We start from the raw sequence: 18,943 nt of genomic DNA, 5'->3' as shown, positions 1-18,943 counted from the left end.
CCCCCAAAATAGACCAAATATAATATAAAAAATTAAAATCGAATCTTCAATATTTTAAATAACAATTACGGCAACGGCGTGTCTTTCCGAACATAAATACAATCACACAAGGCGTGGCGAAACGTCTGCTTTCTGAATCGTTCGCAGCCAGTTCAATGGGTTGGCGCGGATATGTAAAAATCCGATTTGGAAAGCATCAAGATGACACATGATTGTGATCACGGCCTGAGCTGCGGGTGTCATAACCCCACGGCAGAAGCCCTGTTTAAAATGTTTGTTCAAAAATCATCCGCGGCCCCGGCCACAAAGGCCGCGCCGAAGGCAGCGAAGCCCGTAACTTCGCCAAAGCCCTTCATGCTGATCCATGATAATGGCGGCAAAGGGGTTATTCGCACGGTTGCTGCGGGCGATGGTAATGCCACCGTCGAGGCACTGGTTATTTTTGACGACAAGATTCATTTCACCGGCCCACTAAAGGATGCCAGGGCCAACGCAGCATCCCTTGCCCAAAAGCACCCGGATGCCCCGGCCTTGCAAACCATTGCCCTTAAGGACGGGCAATGCGTGGTTCCTGGCCTGATCGAACCGCATGTTCATATCACCACATCTCCCCTGATGCTCGACTGGGAAAATTATTCACCCTTTGGCGATACCGCTTTGGGCGAAGATGGCCCGTCAGACGATCCCTCCGCCGAAATGGAGGCACAAAACCTGCGCCCCAATTATTGCCTGGCCAAACTGAAGGATGCCCTGAAAGCTGATGTGGCAAAGCTGAAGGCCGATCCGAACAAGAAAGGCTGGTGGTTGCTCGGCGATGGGGTTGATACCTCCCTCATGAGCGACTTCCCCAATCATGCCAAGGGTAAAACCCTGCTTGATTGCATTGATAAAAACTTCCTGGATCCGATTGATGATCAGACCCCGATCCTGCTGGTCGCCGCCTCCGAGCATACGGCCTATGTCAATACCCCGACCCTGAAAATCATCTGGGAAACCTATAAGGATAAGCTTACGGCAGAATACCAGACCGAAGAGAACTTCCTGAACAAATCATCGGGTGTTTTGCAGGAAATGGACCAGGTCGTGCCAGCCCTTGAGGCGGTTCATGAGGAGCAGCTTGAATATCTGAAGAAAAATCTGCCAAACAATCTGATTCGGATGCTCAAGGTTGCGCAAAAACGTGGTGTCACCCTGGTTTACGATGCCGCCATGCAAGACAGATTTGTTGGACCTATCCACGAATATCTGGAAACCTATCGGAACGAGCAACCTGACTGGCCAAGCCCGCGCATCGGCATGGCACATCTGGTCAACAAAATCGGTGACATCCCCACAGATTTCTCCTTTGCCAAGCCAACCCGGCCTTCCGCGGATGACCCTTACCAACTCGGCTCGCTCAATTTCTATTATGGCAGCCTGAAAATCGTCTCAGACGGGTCCAATCAGGGCCTTACCGGCTATCAGATCAAACCCTATTGCTGCGCGCCTAAAGAATACGGCCTGTATAATTTCCCAGTCAACAAGACTGATTCAGATAAAGGCACGCCAGAAAAGGCACCGCCAGAAATCATCGAACTTGTTAAAACGGCCTGGGGGAAAAAATGGCCGCTCATGCTCCATGCCAATGGCGAACGGGCGATTAATTATGCCCTTGAGGCTTATGAGGAAGCGGTCAAAGTCAATGGCGACATTTCCGCGGAAAGCCTGCGTAACCGGATCGAACATTGCTCGCTTCTGACCGACGAGCGGCTCAACCGGATCAAAGATGCCCATATCCATCCCAGCTATCTGATCGGCCATGTCGGCTATTGGGGCTGGACGTTCCGCAATTATATTTTTGAAAAATTGGCCGAAGACCAGCTTGATCGCTGCAAGAGCAGCCAGAAACGTGAAATCCGCTTTAGCCTGCATAGCGATTGTGCGGTATCGCCGCTGGGCCCGCTGCGCATGATGGAACAGGCCGTGACGCGGAAAATGGAGGGCTCTCCCGATGCCCGCGTATTAAATGAGGACGAACGCATCACATCGGCCGAGGCCCTGGCGGCGGCAACCTATAATGCCGCCTGGCAGTGCCATGCCGAGCATCTCGTCGGGTCACTCGAACCTTCCAAACTCGCCGATCTGGTGATTTTGGCCGAAGACCCGGTCAAACTGGATGCCGAAACCGCCTATCTGAAAATGCGCGATATCAAGGTTGAAACCGTGCTGATTGGCGGTCGTAGCGCACTTGATAGCTGATACATCAATGTTGATGCTTGATACAAAAATGTATCAACGGTTCGCAGCGTGATCACAACGCAAAAAAAATGCCCTGTCCGGGAAACCGGGCAGGGCAAGTTGCGGTTGATAACGGGAGGTTCAGCAGAAACAGGGTGATTTAGATGATATAATGAATGCCGCATTCGGTTTTGTCCTGCCCGGCCCAGCGACCGGCACGGACATCCGAAACAGTCGGGTCAACACGATCCGTACAGGGCATGCAGCCGATTGACATATACCCTTCGGCTTCCAGCGGATGGCGTGGCAGGGCACGGTTTTCAAAAATATCCTCTATGTCCTGGCGGTTATAGCCAGCCAGCGGGTTAATTTTGATGCGCGTCCCGGCCGTTTCGATCACCGGCAGGGCACCGCGTTCACCACCATGAAAACGCTTGCGCCCGGTCAGCCAGGCATCATAGCCCTGCAAGGCGCGCTGCAGCGGTTCGACCTTGCGGATAAAGCAGCAGCGATTGCCATCCTTGGCAAACAGCATGCCTTCCGGGTCCTCGGCTTTCAGCTTTTCTTCGTCCGGGCGCATGATGCGGATATTGGTCAGGCCCAGTTGATCCACCAACTGTTCACGATACCGGTGGGTTTCGCCAAACAGCTTGCGGGTATCCAGGAAAATCACCGGCAGGTGCGGGTCCACTTCGGCCACCAGGGCCAAAAGGGCTGCGGCCTCTGTCCCGAAGGACGAGGTCATGGTGATTTTACCGGCAAATTCCTCGTGCACCATCGGCTCGATCAGGGAAATGCCCTGTAAATGGCCGTAACGGTCCAGCAGTTTGCGCGCCCGTTCGGTGGTTTCATCCACCGTCATGCTGCCGCCGGTGACAATGTCGTCCTCTCTCATCACGCGCATTATAACCACCCCCGTTGATCAATATAATCGTCGGTCAGGCGGACAAGCTGTTTCATATCAGCCCCGGATTTGCGCCATTTGGCCCGCTGATTTGCCAGCTCCCCCAGCCGGTCAGCCCAATGCGGGGAGAGCCAGTTTTCAATCGCCCGGCGAATGCGCCCTGCCAGGCGCGGGCTGTGGCCGTTGGTCGATACCGTGATGACCAGATCACCGCGCTGAACACGGGCCGGGTTAAAAAAATCGCAATAGTCCTTTACGTCCTCGACATTGACAATCGTGCCAACGGCGCGGGCGGTGGTCGCCAGTTCGGCGGCTTTGGCCTCGGGCAAGTCCACCACGAACAGGATGGCAACGGCATTAATATCGGCAGAATTGGGCAGGTAGCGGTGCAGGCGGTCGCCCGCCTGGTCGGCCAGTTCGGCACTCGGCTCTTCGCTGTAAACGGTGACAAATCTGGCCCCATCACCGTCAAGCTGGCGCAAACGGTTTAATGTCGCCTCGCCATTGCCGACCAGCGCCACCGACAGGCGGCCCAGGTCCAGATTGATGGGAAACATCGTCGATCCTCTGAATACGGTTTTATGTTTGTTGATTGCACTATGAAGCTGTGGTTTATTCAATTCAATACATTTTTTATGTGTTTTATTTGTATTAAACAAAATTTTAGTGTTTATATTGTTATGTTCTTGAAAAAAGATGATTTCTAAAGACCCGCTGGCAATGACGATTTTGTGATCGGGCCCGAAAAGCCATCCGGTGCCGCTTTTCGTACAAAAAGCCGCATTTTAAGCCTATAGTGCCTCTCAAATTTGCCGTGCCAAGCCAGAGGATTCGATGTCACGCAGTGCTTCCCCCATTCTTCACCCGACCGCAGAACTGACCGGCAGCCCCGCCCTGCAATCCAATCGTGCCGTTGCCCTGTGGCTGTTTTTTTCCGCCTTTATGGTGTTTGTCATGGTGGTGATTGGCGGGCTGACCCGCTTAACGGAATCGGGTCTGTCGATTGTGGAATGGCATCCCTTTACCGGCATTATCCCGCCGCTAAACGAGGCCGACTGGCAACGCCTGTATGAGGAATACCGCCAATATCCCGAATTCCAGAAAATCAATGCCTGGATGTCGGTGGCCGACTTCAAGTCAATCTTCTGGCTGGAATTTATTCACCGCCTGTGGGGGCGGCTGATTGGTGTGGTGTATTTTATCCCGTTTGTGTGGTTTCTGGCAAAACGCAGCATTGATGGCACCACCAAATGGAAGCTGGCGGGGCTGTTTGTACTGGGCGGGTTGCAGGGCTTGATGGGCTGGTACATGGTGATGAGCGGCCTGGTGGACCGCCCCGATGTCAGCCAGTATCGCTTAACGGCGCATTTTGGCCTGGCACTGATTATTTTCATTTCCCTGTTATGGGTCGGCCTGCAGCAATATGCGCCACGCCCGGTGGGAACGGCCAAATCACGGCGTATTTTGGGCGTACTCGCCCTGATCCTGTTGACCGCCCTGTCCGGTGGTTTTGTTGCCGGGACCAATGCCGGGTTTATTTACAATACCTTCCCGCTGATGGACGGGCATTTGATCCCGAATGGGCTGTTTGCTTATGACCCGGCCTGGCTGGCCCCGTTCGAGGATATTAAAACCATCCAGTTTGACCATCGCTGGCTGGCAAAACTGACCTTCTGTGTTGTGCTGTTTTTCTGGTGGCGCACCACCCGGCTGGAGATTGCCGCCGATCAGAAACACGCCTGCCACCTGATGCTGGCCGCCGTTTCCCTGCAAGTCGCCCTGGGCATTTCCACCCTGCTCAGCGTGGTGTGGCTGCCACTGGGTGTGGCGCACCAGGCCGGTGCGGTACTGCTCATCGCGGCCACCACATATTGCGCCTATAAACTGCGTGAGCCTACTTAAAAGGATTTATCTTAAAAGAGATCTAGCCCTGCCCGTCATCCCGGTGCAGGGCTTTTTTGATGCGGTGCATGGAAAACCAGATGATTGCCAGTACCACCGGCACCGATGCGCCGCTGGCAACAGCATCGTTGACCGGGATGCCAGCCCCTTTTAGGGCTTTGAACAGATAGCCGAGCAAGCCGACGGCATAATAGGTAATGGCGGCGACTGATAATCCCTCGACGGTTTGTTGCAGGCGCAATTGCAGCTTTACCCGACGGTCCATGCTGGCAAGCAGGTCGCGGTTTTGCGCTTCGAGCAAAATATCCACCCGGGTACGCAACAGGTTATTGGCGCGTGCCACCCGTTTGGACAAGACCTCCAGCCGGTCGCCGATATTCTGGCAGGTGCGCATCGCCGGGGCCAGGCGGCGTTCCATAAACTCGTTTAAGGTTTGCATGCCTTCGATGCGGTCTTCACGCAGTTCAACGAGGCGGGCCTGCAAAATGCGGTAATAGGCCCGGGCCGCACCAAAGCGGTAATTCAGCGACGCGGCCATTTCTTCGGTCTGTGCTGCAAGGTCGGTCAGTTTTTGCAGGGTTTCTTCGTCATTGGTGTGGGTCTTGCTGGCCATTTCGGCGGTAATCGCCGACAGGCGCGCATCAATTTCCGAGACCTTGGGCGTCGCCGCATGGGCCAGCGGGAAGGCCAGCAGCGCCATCATGCGGTACACTTCGATTTCCTGTAGCCGCTGGATCAATCGGCCTGCCTGAAGGCGTTTCAACCCGTTATCGCGAATAAGGATGCGGCCAAAGCCATCGCCATGCAGGCGAAAATCGGTCCATATAAGGGCCCCGCGCCCCAAAACACGGCTGCCGGTCAGGCCATTATAATCAAACAGCCGGGCAATATCGTCGACGCTGCGATCCCTTTGGTCCATGGCAATATGCAGGCCAACCAGCAATTGCCCCGGTGTTGATTCCAGCCAGTCACGCGGGATCAAATTAATTACCGGATCATCAAAGGGCTGATCAAAAGCCGCCTGGCGTTTAAAAACATAGACGGTAAATTCGGCGTGGCGTTCCCAGATAACGGTAAAGCCGTCGCACGATGCCTCGAAATATTTTTGGTCATCGGCGGGCGGTGTCAGGGTGTAACGTTCGCAAAAACCGCGAAAATGCGCGCGGACCTCGCCATCAAGGTCCTCGCCCGCGTGAAAGGCCAGACAGGTGCAACGCACCGGACTTTCAACCCCGCCAAAAGGACGGGCATGGATTTCATTGTGAAGGGCGACACGCAGGGGATGTTCAACAAACATTGCCACGGGCTTTCATCTTCGTCTTTGCCGGTCTATATAGGATGATTATAGAACCTGTATAGCCAAAAGCCGTGATAGCAGATAGCCCGAAACCGTAAGGGAAAATACTGTCCGGGATTTTGCACCATACAGGGCAGGATCACGCGTCATTTGCGCAACGCGCCTGTGACGGACAAGGAGGTTTTATGACCGATCTGAACAAAACCGATAACCTCTTTTTCGCCAAGGGCGAACTGGATCGTGACCGGCTGGAAAGCCAGGTGAATGACGCGTTGTCTGCTGCCGAAGACGGTGAACTGTTTCTGGAATATCGCCAGTCCGAAAGCCTGACCTGGGATGATGGCCGCCTGCGCAGTGCCAATTTTGATACCGCCCAGGGCTTTGGCCTGCGCGCCGTGGCCGATGAAGCCACCGCCTTTTCGCATTCCAACGAGCTTTCCAATGAAGCGGTGGGGCGTGCGGCTGAAACCGTCAAGGCGGTTGGCTCGGGCCGCTCTGGCAAGGTGGATTTGGGGTCAATTGGCACCAATGTCTCGCTTTACACCGATGTAAACCCGCTGGGCGAAGCCACCTTTGAAGCCAAGGTGGATTTGTTGGGCAAGATCGATGCCTATGCACGCGCCAAAGACCCGCGTGTGTCGCAGGTTTCGGCCTCGATTTCCGGCAACTGGCAGGCGGTGCAAATCTGGCGGTCCGGCGGCCAACGCATTGGCGACATTCGCCCGCTGGTGCGCTTTAACGTTTCCGTCGTTGTCAAGGATGGTGACCGCATGGAAAGCGGGTCGCACGGGCAAGGCGGGCGCATTGGATTTGATGGCTTTTTTGACGAAAAAACATGGAAATCCGCCGTGGACGAGGCTCTGCGCCAGGCGATTGTGAACCTTGATTCCGTTGCCGCCCCCGCCGGTGAAATGACCGTTGTTTTAGGGCCGGGCTGGCCGGGCATTTTGCTACATGAAGCCATTGGTCACGGCCTTGAGGGTGACTTTAACCGCAAGGGCACATCGGCCTTTGCCGGGCTTTTGGGGCAGCGCATTGCCGCACCGGGTGTTACCGTGGTCGATGATGGCACCCTTCATGACCGTCGCGGGTCGCTGTCGATTGATGACGAAGGCACACCGACCCAACGCACGGTGCTGATCGAAGATGGCATTTTAAAAGGGTTCATGCAGGACCGCCTGAATGCCCGTTTGACCGGAGTAAAATCCACCGGTAACGGGCGGCGTCAATCCTATGCCCATGCCCCCATGCCCCGCATGACCAACACCTATATGCTGGGCGGCGACCATCACCCAGATGAAATTCTGGCGTCGGTGAAAAAGGGTATTTATGCCGTGAACTTTGCCGGTGGACAGGTCGATATTACATCGGGCAAGTTCGTGTTTTCGGCATCGGAAGCCTATTTGATCGAAAATGGCAAACTGGGCGCGCCGGTAAAGGGCGCCACCCTAATTGGCAACGGGCCGGACAGCCTGACCAAGGTTTCCATGATCGGCAATGACATGAAACTGGATGACGGTATTGGCACCTGCGGCAAGGATGGACAGGGTGTACCAGTGGGTGTGGGCCAGCCGACCCTGCGCATTGACGGGCTGACCGTTGGTGGCACCGCGATGTAAAATCACCGGTCATTTATAACCAGTCTGCTACAAGGTGCGGTCTTTTCAGGTCGCACCTTTTTTGTTTTGGCTGCGAAACCGCTTTTTGCATACGAAAGCATAAATTTTTTAGACCGATCCAATCAAACGAGTAGTCATCTAGAACTTTTCAACAAGTCCCGTTGCGTTTATCCTCAATAAATATTGTGGGGAGAGTTGACGCGCCAAATTGTGCATTTTCATAAAGCACCGCTGCGCCAACCTGAAAACTGGGGTCTTGATTTGTCCTTATCAAATTTACGGTGCGGCAGGTACGCCGCTGCTGGCATTTGTGCTGGTATTTCGCTGTTTGCCTTGGGGGTTGCACAGGCGCAGGAACCTTCTGCCGTTGATGCGGCACAACGATCTGCCGAAATGCAGGAACAGTTTCAGGAACTGTCCAATGCGGCGGAAAAATCGCAATTTCTGCTGAGTACCGATGATGGCAAAGGCATAACCTATGCCGATATTTTGCGTGACCCGGACAATATTGTTCTGAATTTCCGCTGGGCGAAGGCACAGATGGCGCAGGGCAATATTCGCGGCGCATCGGCCACGCTGGAACGCATCCTGATCCTGGACCCGGACCTCGCCCCCGTTCGCCTGTATTACGCGATCATTCAATATCGCCTCGATAGCCTGGATATTGCCCAGACCCAGTTTGAAAAACTGCGCGCCCTGCCGATCAGCCCCGAGGTTGCCGCCCAGATTGATCAATATCTTGATGCCATCAAAAAACGCCGCCAGCGGTTGAAACAAACCCTGTCAGTCAGTTTTGGGGTGCATTACGACAGCAACCGCAATTCCGCGCCGACCGATGATGAACGCCTTGTTTTGGGTTCGCTACAGCCAATCACCAACACCGAAGACCGGCATCAGTCCGATGTCGGCTATATGGCGGCGGCCCATTACGACATTACCTATGACCTGGGCTATCAGGCAGGACATGACATTTTTGCCGGTGTCACCGGCTATTATGACGATCAGGTTCGGCTGGATAATCTTGATGTCGGCACCGCAAGTTTTGAAGTGGGTGGTCACTGGCGCAGCCCTTATTTGACCATCACCCCGACCCTGATCCAGACAACAGCCGAACTGAACAACGAAAAATTCCTGACCTCACGCGGAGCACGCCTTCGTGCAGACTGGAAAGTCGAGCCCGATACGACATTATGGGGGCAAACCAGCTATTTCGATGAACGCTATGGCGCCACACCGGATTCTGCGGCCCTGCCCTTGCGATCCGGCCAGCGCTATCAGGGCAAGGCGGGGGTGACCTATGCCTGGAATAACCAGAACCGCACCACATTTGGCATGACGCTTGCGCGCAAAAAAGCCGCGCGCAGTTATTATACCTATCGCACGGTCGAGGCTGAACTCAGCCATACGCTGCTTCTTGAAGGCGGCAGATATATTCTGGGCAGTTTTTCCTATGGCATAGACCGCTATCAGAACGCAGACTCGCTTGTTACGGGCAGCAACCCGATCACACGCAAGGATTACCCTCTGCGCGCCCGGATTTCTTATGGCTCCAATCTGTCAAACCTGATGAAGGCATCATGGTTTGAAGGCGAAACCGGCCAAAGCATATATAACTTCCTCGCCCCAATTTCCTGGTCGATTACCGAAGAATATCAGGCGACTTCATCGAATATTGCCAACTACGACTATGACAACTGGCGCACACAATTCCTGCTATCACGCCGTTGGGCATTTTAACCGGAGACGCGATATGACCCGATCAATCGTTCCTCATGCTGTGACCCGCCTGTCAGGCAGCCTCCGCCCCGGCCCGATTATACGGGGCACATTGGGCCTTTTGGCCGTTGGCAGTATTCTTTCAAGCCAACCCGCCTTTGCCCGCGGCGAACAGGCCGGTGTTAGTGCCGCTGTACGCGGCGAAGTTGAACTGGCCGAGGCCAAGGGCATCGTTGGCACCCAGGTTGAAAGCGGCCAGCCGATTTATCTGGGCGACTATATTACCTCCTCGGCAGGCTCGGGCATGCAAATCTTGCTGATGGATGAAACGGTTTTTACCATCGGCCCCAATAGCGAAATCGCGATTGATGATTTTGTGTATGACCCGTCAAATAATCAGGGCCACATGACGGCCAGCATCACGCGCGGCGTTGTGCGTGTTCTGACCGGCAAGCTTGCCCATAACGACCCCAAAACCATGAAAATCAACCTGCCGGTGGGATCCATCGGTATTCGGGGCACACAGTTTCTGGTGTCGATTGAAACCCCGTCGCCTGCCAATCGCGGTAGCAGCGGCCCAGTAGGTCCGGGTGGCAACTGGTCGTCACAAACAATGCAATTTGCCCAAAACCAGTTGGGCGGCCAAACCCCGACCGGACCGATTGTCGGGGTTGTCAATCTCGGCCCGGGGGTAGACCGAAATGATTCCGGCTCCCGCCCCGGAGCAGTGGAATTACGCTCACTCAACGGTGTGACCCAGCCCCTTTCCAGCGAAGGATTTGGTGCCTTTATCACCGGCGATACTGTCACCACACCGACCCGCTTTCCTACCGAACTGGCCGGGCTGGATATGAGCAGCCTGATGACAGGTCCGTCCCCGAATAACCGTAGTGGTAATGTTGACGGAAATGGCGGCACTGGCGGTAACGGCAATAATACCAATAACAACAGCAGCAACGCGACGTCTTCTGGCGCCAATTCGTCCGGCGGCGGCCAGCCAGCAACGCTAGGCCCTGATACAATGTCGACGGCCAACAATCAGACCGGTCAAACCGTGGCCGGAACATTGGATGTTGCGATGACACAAACCAATGTCACCACAACTTCCAGCACGACAAGCAACGAAACCTCGCAAACCAATACTGACATTCACAACGACCCGGATATTAACAATCAGGGAACATCGGCGGAAGCTGCGACCTATGACGCAATGCGCGGCATTAGTTCCGGTTTTTATTCGGGTTCTCAATCGGTTGAGGGAGTTGGCCTAACCTATTTTTCGGAAACAAATGTCGATTTCAGCAATCGTACGATTTCTGCGAGTTTCAACAACATCGTCGATTCCGAAGCCATCGGCTCTATGACAAACAATGCAACATATAGCATGGACATGTTCCGGTATTACGACAGCGAGAGCAGTGGCCTGGTCATTTTTACCACCAAGGATTTCCAGGACATCAGTGAAGGCTGTATGCAGATCGGCTGTGATGGCAAGGTGGTCTTCAAAACACCCACCAGCGTCAAGGTGGAACTTTCCACCGACAATGTTACTACGCCGGTTAAAGGGGCATATGACCTGACCAAAGAAGGCCCCGGAAATATTCCCCCAACAGGACCAGGGCAATAACCCCCTGATCGAATAACGGAATTTTCATGCGTAAAAAGCTGTCCGGCATTCTGCATTATCTGGTTCCGCTGCTGGTACTGATGGCCTGTGTTGTTTTTCGCTGGCAGGATGTGCCGCTGGTCGGACAGTTGCGTATGAATGTGTTTGATACCTATCAACGCATCGCCCCGCGCGAATTTCAGGATGTAGGGGTGCGTATTGTTGATATTGACGATAAAAGCCTGGCCGAACTGGGCCAATGGCCGTGGCCACGTACCCGCCTGGCCGAGCTGATTTACAAATTGCGCATGGCGGGCGCGGCAGTTGTCGGTTTTGACATCATTTTTGCCGAACCGGACCGCACATCGCCAGACCGGGTGGTGGCAGACTGGCCGCAGGATGACAATACCGCCGAAATTCGCAAGCTTGCCGCCAACCTGCCGGACCATGATGCCCTGTTTGCCCAGTTTATTGGCGGTGTTGGGCAAATTGTCACCGCCACCCAGCTTACGGACGGGAAACTGGTTCATATTCCGCGGCAGGTCGGCAATTTTGCGATTGCCGGGGCACAAGGGCGCAACATTGCCGAATATATCCCGACCCTTTCGGGGGCGGCAGCCAACCTGCCCGCAATCGAGGAGGCTGCAGCGGGCAATGCCCTGATCAATGTGACACCGGGAACGGATGGTATTGTGCGCCGCGTGCCCCTTTTACTGGCCCTTGATGCCAAACAGCCAGTGATTGGCAAGCCGGTCTATCCGACGCTGAGCATGGAAATGCTGCGCGTGATGCAGGATGCCCCGCGCACCATGAATGTGCGCCTTTCCGGTGCCAGCGGGGCAGCAAGCTGGACCACATCGGACGGGGTGGATGCCATTCGTGTCGGGCAATTAACCATTCCATCCGATGCCACAGGCAATATGTGGGTTTATTTCACCGGGCATGAACCGCAACGCTATATTTCCGCTGCCGATGTCATAAACGGCAATGTGCCCGAAGGCGCGCTTCAGGACACGGCGGTGTTAATCGGTGCGAGTGCCGCCGGGCTGCTTGATTTACGCTCCTCGCCGTTAAACCCGGTTTTACCGGGGGTCGAGGTCCATGCGGAAATGATGGAACAGATGCTGTTACAGGAATTTCTGTCGCGGCCCTATTGGGCGTCGCAGGCCGAAACGCTGGCAATCGTCATCATTGGTCTGTTTTTTGTTATTGCCATTCCGCGATTGGGCGCGCTTTGGCCTGCAATTGTCGGGATCACGTTAATTGGCGGGGCAATCGGATTTTCCTGGTGGGCCTTTCGCACCCATCATATGTTGATTGATCCGCTTTATGCCAGCCTTGCAACCATTCTGGTTTATCTTTCCGGCAGCCTGATCGGCTTTATGCGCACAGAAGGCGAAAAACGCCAGGTCCGTGGGGCCTTTTCAACCTATCTGTCCCCGGCATTGGTGGAGCAACTGGCACAACACCCCGAGCGCCTTAAACTGGGCGGGGAAATGCGTGACATGACATTGCTGTTTTGTGATGTGCGCGGCTTTACCACCATTTCCGAAAGTTTCAAATCCGACCCGCAAGGCTTAACCCAACTGATCAACCGCCTGCTGACCCCGCTTACAAGCTGTATTTTGCAGCGTGATGGCACCATCGACAAATATATGGGCGACTGCATCATGGCGTTTTGGAATGCACCGCTGGATGTGCCATTGCACCCGGAAAAGGCTTGTGAATCCGCCCTTGCCATGTTTGTGGCCCTGCGTGCGCTCAATGATGAACGCGAGGCAGAGGCCAAAGCGGAGGGTAAAGCATTTTTACCGCTCAATATTGGTATTGGCATTAATACCGGCACCTGCGTGGTCGGCAATATGGGATCGGACCAGCGGTTTGATTATTCGGTGCTGGGCGATGCGGTTAATCTGGCCTCGCGCCTTGAGGGGCAATCGAAAAATTATGGCGTTGATATTGTGATTGGTCAGGAGACCGCCGCCACGGTATCGCAGCGTTTTGCCGTTTTGCAACTGGACCTGATTGCCGTTAAGGGCAAAAGCGAAGCTGTCGAGATTTTTACCGTGCTGGGCGACCACGACCTGCGCGAAAACGAGGGCTTTGCAGCCCTGGCCGACACGCATGATGCCATGATTAAGGCCTATCGCGCCCAAAACTGGGATCAGGTGAAAAATCTGCTGGCGGAACTGCGCCAAAATACCGTCTGCGATCTTTCCGTGCTTTATGACATGTATGAAGAACGCATTGCCGCCTTCCGGCAAAACCCGCCGGGGCCGGACTGGGACGGCGTGTTTGTCGCCACCAGCAAATAACACCATTTGCCAGGACCTTGCCAGGCCCGCCAGCATCATGTTGGCGGGTTTTGTTGTGCTTGCATTTCAGCCTGTATCCGCCAATGGTAAAGGCAACCAGCCAGTTTATGTAAGCGGACCCAAATGAATTTTTCATCCGATAATGTATCGCCGGTTTGCCCGGAAATCCTTGCCGCCATTGCCGCCCAATCGGAAAAAAGCGCGCTGCCTTACGGGCAGGACGACGATTCAGCCCAGCTTGATGCTGCCTTTTCCAACCTGTTTGAAACCGAATGCTGTGTCATCCCTGTTGCCACGGGCACAGCCGCCAACCTGATTGGCCTTTCGGGCCTGGTGTCCCCCTATGGCGGTGTGGTGTGCCACCATGAAGCCCATATCAACCAGACGGAATCAACCGGTGTTGCCTTTTATGGTGGTGGGGCAAAATTGCTGACGATGGATGGCCCGTCGGCGAAAATCGAAGCAGGAGAGCTGGATGCCTTTTTGACCGCACACCGCAATCGCCCTGTTCATGCCGTCGAGGCGGAATGCGTTGCCATTACCCAGGCCACCGAATTTGGCGCGGTTTATAGTGTCGCGGAAATTCAGGATATTGGCCAGGTCGCCAAAGAACATGATATGCGCCTGTTTATGGATGGGGCACGCTTTGCCAATGCGGTGGCCGCACTAAACTGCCATCCGGCGGACATCACATGGAAGGCCGGAGTGGATGTGCTGAGCTTTGGCGCAACCAAAAACGGCGCACTGGCGGTGGATGCCATTGTCCTGTTTGACAAAACCCTGCGCAAACAGGCGGAAAAAGCCCGTAAACGTGGCGGACACCTGTTTTCCAAACATCGTTATCTGGCTGTGCAGCTTTTGGCCTATCTGGAAAACGATTTGTGGCTGAAAAACGCCCGCCACGCCAATATGGCGGCCAAACTGCTGGCGCAATCGCTCGGCAGCCTTGGGGCCCGTGTGGCCCACCCGCCCCAGGGGAACGAGCTGTTTATGTGGATCGAGGATGATTTGGCTGCGACATTGCGTGCTGCAGGTATCATCTTTCGGCCCTGGCCTGCCGTTGGCAAAGGGGCCTATCGCTTTGTCACCGCATGGAACAGCCCGCTTGAGGATATTGCCGCCCTGCCCCAAAATCTTTAGCCAAATGGTATTAACCCAGCTAAACCCAAAATCAACGCCACCAACAGGAATACCCAAAAATGAACTTTGCTTCTGACAATGTCACGCCGGTTTGCCCCGAAATCCAGGCCGCGATTGATGCTCAATGCCAGGGCAATGCCCCGGCCTATGGCGGCGATGATGTCTCGGCAACACTGGATCACGCCTTTTCCGACCTGTTTGAGCGCGAGGTCGCAGTCATCCCCGTTAGTACCGGCACAGCGGCAAACTGCATTAGCCTGTCCACACTGGTATCGCCTTATGGCGGTATCGTTTGCCATCACGAGGCCCATATCAACGAAGATGAATCCACCGCTGTGGCCCATTTTACCGGTGGCGCGAAATTGCTGCCAATTGATGGCCCTGCCGCCAAACTGGAAGCCGCAACCTTAAGCACCTATCTGGAAAGCCGGGTAGATCGCGGGGTACATTCTGTCACACCGGAATGTGTTGCTGTGACCCAGTCAACCGAACTGGGCGGCGTTTATAACAAAGACGAAATCACCGCGATTGGTGATGTCTGCAGGCAGTTCGACAAAAAACTGTTCATGGATGGTGCCCGCTTTGCCAATGCGGTTGCGGCCCTGGATTGCAGCCCGGCAGACATTACCTGGAAGGCCGGTGTCAACGCGCTGAGTTTTGGGGGCACAAAAAACGGCGCTCTGGCGGTTGAGGCCATCATCCTGTTTGACACGTCCCTGCGCGAAAAGGCCGAACTGGCCCGCAAACGCAGTGGTCATTTGCTCTCCAAACACCGCTATCTTGCGGCACAGCTTGCCGCCTATATCCAGGATGATCTGTGGCTCAAAAATGCCCGCAATGCCAATGAGGCAGCGCGGGAACTTGCCATTCTGCTGAAAGAACAGGGGGGTGAATTGCTGATCAATGGCTCCGCAAACGAACTTTTTGTCTCTCTGCCTGATGGAACCGCCGCCCGCCTGCGCGAATGCGGGCTTGTTTTCTATAACTGGCCGTCACTGGGCCGTCAGGCCTACCGATTTGTGACGGCATGGAACAGCGACATTGACGCGATACAAGCCCTTAAAACCCGGCTCCAGCATGGTTGATTTTAACTAATCAACTGAAAAAAAGAACGAATCCCGACGCGGGATAAAAAATAAAATGCGCCCCGTTTTCACATGACGGAGGCGCATTTTTACGTCACGGCACAAGCTGCCGCGAAAAAAACGCATAGCTGCCAACGAAAAAAATTGCGGATAATTTCATAAAAATAACAAACACTTGACATAAATTCATGAGTTAAGCGGCATTTTAAGATACGTAAAATCCCTCAGGAACCGTTGACGGTACGCAAAAACCCTGATTATTTTCGCACGACGATGACCAGCATTCGTGTTGGATCGGGTTAACCAGCCCGGACATGTGCCACCATCCCGGCAGCGGGTGAGACTGCATGCGATGGTAACAGGTTCGGACCAGCCTTGAGGGAGGCATATAAATGAAATCGACTTTGGTCAAAGCGACTTTGGGCGCGGCCCTTGTTGCGACGACGGCCTGGGCCGCACCGAGCGCCGCTTCGGCAAAAACCCTGGTTTATTGCTCGGAAGCAAGCCCGGAAGGCTTCAACCCGCAGCTTTACACCACGGGTACCACCTTTGATGCGACGTCAAAGAACATCTTTAACCGTCTGGTCCAGTTCAAGCGTGGCACGACCACCATCGTTCCGGGCCTGGCCACCAACTGGGATGTTTCGGCTGACGGCATGGAATACACCTTCCATCTGCGCAAAGGTGTGAAGTTTCAGACCACCAGCTTCTTCACGCCGACCCGCGATTTCAACGCCGACGACGTGATGTATTCCTTTGACCGCATGTGGGACAAAGAAAATCCCTATCATGGCGTCAGCGGCGGCTCGTACGAATATTTCAACGCCATGTCGATGCCCGAACTGATCAAGGACATCGTCAAAGTTGACGATTACACCGTGAAATTCGTTCTGAACCGCCCGGAAGCACCGTTTATTGCCAATATGGCAATGGACTTTGCCTCCATCCTGTCGGCCGAATATGCCGATAAAATGATGGAAGCCGGTACCCCGGAACAGGTTGACCTGCAGCCCGTCGGCACCGGCCCGTTCCAGTTTGTTCAGTATCAGAAAGACGCCGTGATCCGTTACAAAGCCAACCCGGACTACTGGGAAGGCAAGGCACCGATTGACAACCTGATCTTTGCCATCACGCCGGACGCCACGGTGCGCTTCCAGAAGCTCAAGGCGGGCGAATGCCAGGTTGTGCCCTATCCGAACCCGGCCGACCTCAAGGCGATGGATGCCGATCCGTCGATCAACCTGATGAGCCAGGAAGGCCTGAATATCGGCTATCTTGGTTACAACACCGAAAAAGCACCGCTGGACAAAACCGAAGTCCGCAAGGCGCTGACGATGGCGATTAACAGGGATGCCATCATCGAAGCCATCTATCAGGGTGCCGGTACCAAGGCGAAAAACCCGATTCCGCCGACGATCTGGTCTTATAACAACGACGTTGTTGATGACCCCTATGACCCTGAAGCCGCCAAAAAGATGCTGGCCGATGCCGGTTTCCCGGACGGTTTTGAAACCGATATCTGGGCGATGCCGGTACAGCGCCCCTATAACCCGAATGCACGCCGTATGGCCGAAATGATCCAGGCGGACTGGGCCAAGATTGGCGTCAAGGCGAAAATCGTTTCCTATGAATGGGGCGAGTATCTGGAACGCACCAAGAAGGGCGAACAGGGCACCTTCCTGATGGGCTGGACCGGTGACAACGGCGACCCCGACAACTTCCTGGCCGTTCTGCTGGGTTGTGATGCTGTTGGGTCGTCCAACCGTTCGCGCTGGTGCAACAAGGAATTCGACGACCTGATTCAGCAGGCAAAGACCACCTCGGACGTTCTGGAACGTACCCGCCTGTATGAACAGGCACAGGTTGTGTTCAAAGAACAGGACCCGTGGGCAACCATTGCACACTCGATCGTGTTCGAGCCGATCAGCTCTAAAGTCGAAAACTACAAGATTGACCCGTTTGGCGGTCACATCTTCTACGGTGTCGATATCAAGGAATAATCGCACCATCATAATGTCGAGAGGCCCGGTTTTCTCCGGGCCTCTTCGCATTCCTGGACAAAACAAGAGAGAGAACGTTCAAGGGCGCACAATCATTGCGTGCCTGAATGAGCAAAAAGGCCCCAAGGCATGCTAGGATTCTTTTTCCGCAGACTGGGTGATATCGTCCCGACATTTCTCGGCGTTACCCTGTTGGTCTTCTTCCTGATCCGCCTGATTCCCGGCGACCCCATCCTGATGATGGCCGGTGAACGCGGTATTGATGCGGCGCGCTATGCGCAGTTAAAGACACAATACGGCTTTGATCAGCCTCTGATCATGCAATATTTCCATTACCTTCTGGACGTTTTCCAGGGGGATCTTGGCAAATCGTTTGTGACGAAAAAACCCGTCCTTGAAGAATTCATAACGCTGTTCCCGGCCACGGTTGAACTTGGCGTTGTTGCGATCCTGTTTGCGCTTGTCGTTGGCCTGCCGCTGGGTGTGATTGCCGCGGTCCGCCGGGGCGGCATTTTTGATTATACCACCATGACCATCTCGCTTGCTGGCTATTCGATGCCAATTTTCTGGTGGGCGACGATGCTGATCATGTTCTTTTCCGTCTTTCTGGGATGGACACCGGTTTCAGGCCGCCTGTCGGTGCTGTATTTTATCGAACCGACCACCGGCTTCATGCTGATTGATACGCTTCTGAGCGACCAGAAGGGCGCATTTATTGATGCGGTGGAGCATCTGATTTTGCCCGCCATCGCGCTGGGCACCATTCCGATGGCTGTCATTGCCCGCATGACCCGTTCTTCAATGCTGGAAGTTCTGCGCGAGGAATATATCCGTGTCGCCCGTGCCAAGGGGCTAAGCCCCGCCAAGGTCGTGATCGTGCATGCCCTGCGCAATGCGCTGATCCCGGTTGTCACCGTGATTGGCCTTCAGGTGAGCGTGCTGGTCGCAGGTGCCATTTTGACCGAAACGATCTTTTCCTGGCCGGGTATCGGCAAATGGATCGTTGAAGCCGTCAGCCGTCGTGATTATCCGACCATTCAGGGCGGTATTCTTCTGATCGCGATGATGATCATGATGGTCAATCTTATGGTGGATCTGACCTACAGCGTGATCAATCCCCGCATTCGTCACACGCGCTAAGG

General features: G+C 54.6%; 13 protein-coding genes. 10 read left to right on the top strand and 3 right to left on the bottom strand.

Annotation, left to right across the window (positions count from 1 at the left end; all coding sequences use genetic code 11):
* Nucleotides 1-201: 201 nt before the first annotated feature.
* Complete coding sequence (locus LF95_RS02240; RefSeq protein ID WP_073953486.1) at nucleotides 202-2,238, top strand: amidohydrolase; 2,037 nt, start codon at nucleotides 202-204, stop codon at nucleotides 2,236-2,238.
* Between the two features lie 139 nt (nucleotides 2,239-2,377).
* Here LF95_RS02240 and LF95_RS02235 read toward each other — a convergent pair whose 3' ends face one another.
* Nucleotides 2,378-3,121 (bottom strand): phosphoadenylyl-sulfate reductase, encoded by a 744-nt coding sequence (locus LF95_RS02235; RefSeq protein WP_083607466.1) that lies wholly within the window; start codon nucleotides 3,119-3,121, stop codon nucleotides 2,378-2,380.
* The gene (locus LF95_RS02230) at nucleotides 3,121-3,678 is read right to left on the bottom strand and encodes a precorrin-2 dehydrogenase/sirohydrochlorin ferrochelatase family protein (protein ID WP_073953485.1); all 558 of its coding nucleotides are present in this window, start codon (nucleotides 3,676-3,678) and stop codon (nucleotides 3,121-3,123) included. The genes LF95_RS02235 and LF95_RS02230 overlap by 1 nt, the downstream gene beginning before the upstream one ends.
* A 277-nt stretch (nucleotides 3,679-3,955) precedes the next feature.
* On the opposite strand from LF95_RS02230, the gene LF95_RS02225 reads away from it, so the two are divergent.
* Nucleotides 3,956-5,023 (top strand): COX15/CtaA family protein, encoded by a 1,068-nt coding sequence (locus LF95_RS02225; RefSeq protein ID WP_073953484.1) that lies wholly within the window; start codon nucleotides 3,956-3,958, stop codon nucleotides 5,021-5,023.
* A gap of 22 nt (nucleotides 5,024-5,045) precedes the next feature.
* Here the strand turns inward: LF95_RS02225 and LF95_RS02220 are convergent, their stop codons facing one another.
* The gene (locus LF95_RS02220; protein ID WP_073953483.1) at nucleotides 5,046-6,320 is read right to left on the bottom strand and encodes a DUF3422 family protein; all 1,275 of its coding nucleotides are present in this window, start codon (nucleotides 6,318-6,320) and stop codon (nucleotides 5,046-5,048) included.
* Between the two features lie 185 nt (nucleotides 6,321-6,505).
* Between LF95_RS02220 and tldD the strand changes: the two genes are divergently transcribed.
* The 8 genes from tldD (at nucleotide 6,506) to LF95_RS02180 (ending at nucleotide 18,941) form a co-directional block, all read left to right on the top strand.
* Entirely contained in the window at nucleotides 6,506-7,939 is a 1,434-nt protein-coding gene (gene tldD / locus LF95_RS02215) for a metalloprotease TldD (RefSeq protein WP_073953482.1), read from the top strand.
* A gap of 261 nt (nucleotides 7,940-8,200) precedes the next feature.
* The gene (locus tag LF95_RS02210; RefSeq protein WP_073954775.1) at nucleotides 8,201-9,676 is read left to right on the top strand and encodes a tetratricopeptide repeat protein; all 1,476 of its coding nucleotides are present in this window, start codon (nucleotides 8,201-8,203) and stop codon (nucleotides 9,674-9,676) included.
* Between the two features lie 13 nt (nucleotides 9,677-9,689).
* Entirely contained in the window at nucleotides 9,690-11,282 is a 1,593-nt protein-coding gene (locus LF95_RS02205; RefSeq protein WP_073953481.1) for a FecR family protein, read from the top strand.
* 26 nt (nucleotides 11,283-11,308) lie between these two features.
* Nucleotides 11,309-13,576, top strand: coding sequence for a CHASE2 domain-containing protein (locus LF95_RS02200; RefSeq protein ID WP_073953480.1), 2,268 nt, complete (start codon nucleotides 11,309-11,311; stop codon nucleotides 13,574-13,576).
* A 123-nt stretch (nucleotides 13,577-13,699) separates the two neighbouring features.
* Nucleotides 13,700-14,716 (top strand): threonine aldolase family protein, encoded by a 1,017-nt coding sequence (locus LF95_RS02195; RefSeq protein ID WP_073953479.1) that lies wholly within the window; start codon nucleotides 13,700-13,702, stop codon nucleotides 14,714-14,716.
* A 59-nt stretch (nucleotides 14,717-14,775) separates the two neighbouring features.
* Nucleotides 14,776-15,801: a threonine aldolase family protein gene (locus LF95_RS02190; protein WP_073953478.1), complete on the top strand. Its 1,026-nt coding sequence runs from the start codon at nucleotides 14,776-14,778 to the stop codon at nucleotides 15,799-15,801.
* A 392-nt stretch (nucleotides 15,802-16,193) separates the two neighbouring features.
* On the top strand, nucleotides 16,194-17,801 hold the full coding sequence (locus tag LF95_RS02185) for an ABC transporter substrate-binding protein (RefSeq protein WP_073953477.1): 1,608 nt from the start codon (nucleotides 16,194-16,196) through the stop codon (nucleotides 17,799-17,801).
* A gap of 129 nt (nucleotides 17,802-17,930) precedes the next feature.
* Nucleotides 17,931-18,941, top strand: a complete 1,011-nt coding sequence (locus LF95_RS02180; protein ID WP_073953476.1) for an ABC transporter permease subunit — start codon at nucleotides 17,931-17,933, stop codon at nucleotides 18,939-18,941.
* Nucleotides 18,942-18,943 lie beyond the last annotated feature (2 nt).

This window comes from Thalassospira sp. TSL5-1, from assembly GCF_001907695.1.
Taxonomy (GTDB): domain Bacteria; phylum Pseudomonadota; class Alphaproteobacteria; order Rhodospirillales; family Thalassospiraceae; genus Thalassospira.
Note: the sequence above shows the minus strand (reverse complement) of the source record. Positions and strands in the feature narration are given on the sequence as shown.

What these genes read in the sequence shown, in the direction of transcription:
- LF95_RS02240 (WP_073953486.1), top strand. Translation starts at nt 202, where the DNA reads ATGACACATGATTGTGATCACGGCCTGAGCTGCGGGTGTCATAACCCC.
- LF95_RS02235 (WP_083607466.1), bottom strand. Translation starts at nt 3,121, where the DNA reads ATGCGCGTGATGAGAGAGGACGACATTGTCACCGGCGGCAGCATGACG.
- LF95_RS02230 (WP_073953485.1), bottom strand. Translation starts at nt 3,678, where the DNA reads ATGTTTCCCATCAATCTGGACCTGGGCCGCCTGTCGGTGGCGCTGGTC.
- LF95_RS02225 (WP_073953484.1), top strand. Translation starts at nt 3,956, where the DNA reads ATGTCACGCAGTGCTTCCCCCATTCTTCACCCGACCGCAGAACTGACC.
- LF95_RS02220 (WP_073953483.1), bottom strand. Translation starts at nt 6,320, where the DNA reads ATGTTTGTTGAACATCCCCTGCGTGTCGCCCTTCACAATGAAATCCAT.
- tldD (WP_073953482.1), top strand. Translation starts at nt 6,506, where the DNA reads ATGACCGATCTGAACAAAACCGATAACCTCTTTTTCGCCAAGGGCGAA.
- LF95_RS02205 (WP_073953481.1), top strand. Translation starts at nt 9,690, where the DNA reads ATGACCCGATCAATCGTTCCTCATGCTGTGACCCGCCTGTCAGGCAGC.
- LF95_RS02200 (WP_073953480.1), top strand. Translation starts at nt 11,309, where the DNA reads ATGCGTAAAAAGCTGTCCGGCATTCTGCATTATCTGGTTCCGCTGCTG.
- LF95_RS02195 (WP_073953479.1), top strand. Translation starts at nt 13,700, where the DNA reads ATGAATTTTTCATCCGATAATGTATCGCCGGTTTGCCCGGAAATCCTT.
- LF95_RS02190 (WP_073953478.1), top strand. Translation starts at nt 14,776, where the DNA reads ATGAACTTTGCTTCTGACAATGTCACGCCGGTTTGCCCCGAAATCCAG.
- LF95_RS02185 (WP_073953477.1), top strand. Translation starts at nt 16,194, where the DNA reads ATGAAATCGACTTTGGTCAAAGCGACTTTGGGCGCGGCCCTTGTTGCG.
- LF95_RS02180 (WP_073953476.1), top strand. Translation starts at nt 17,931, where the DNA reads ATGCTAGGATTCTTTTTCCGCAGACTGGGTGATATCGTCCCGACATTT.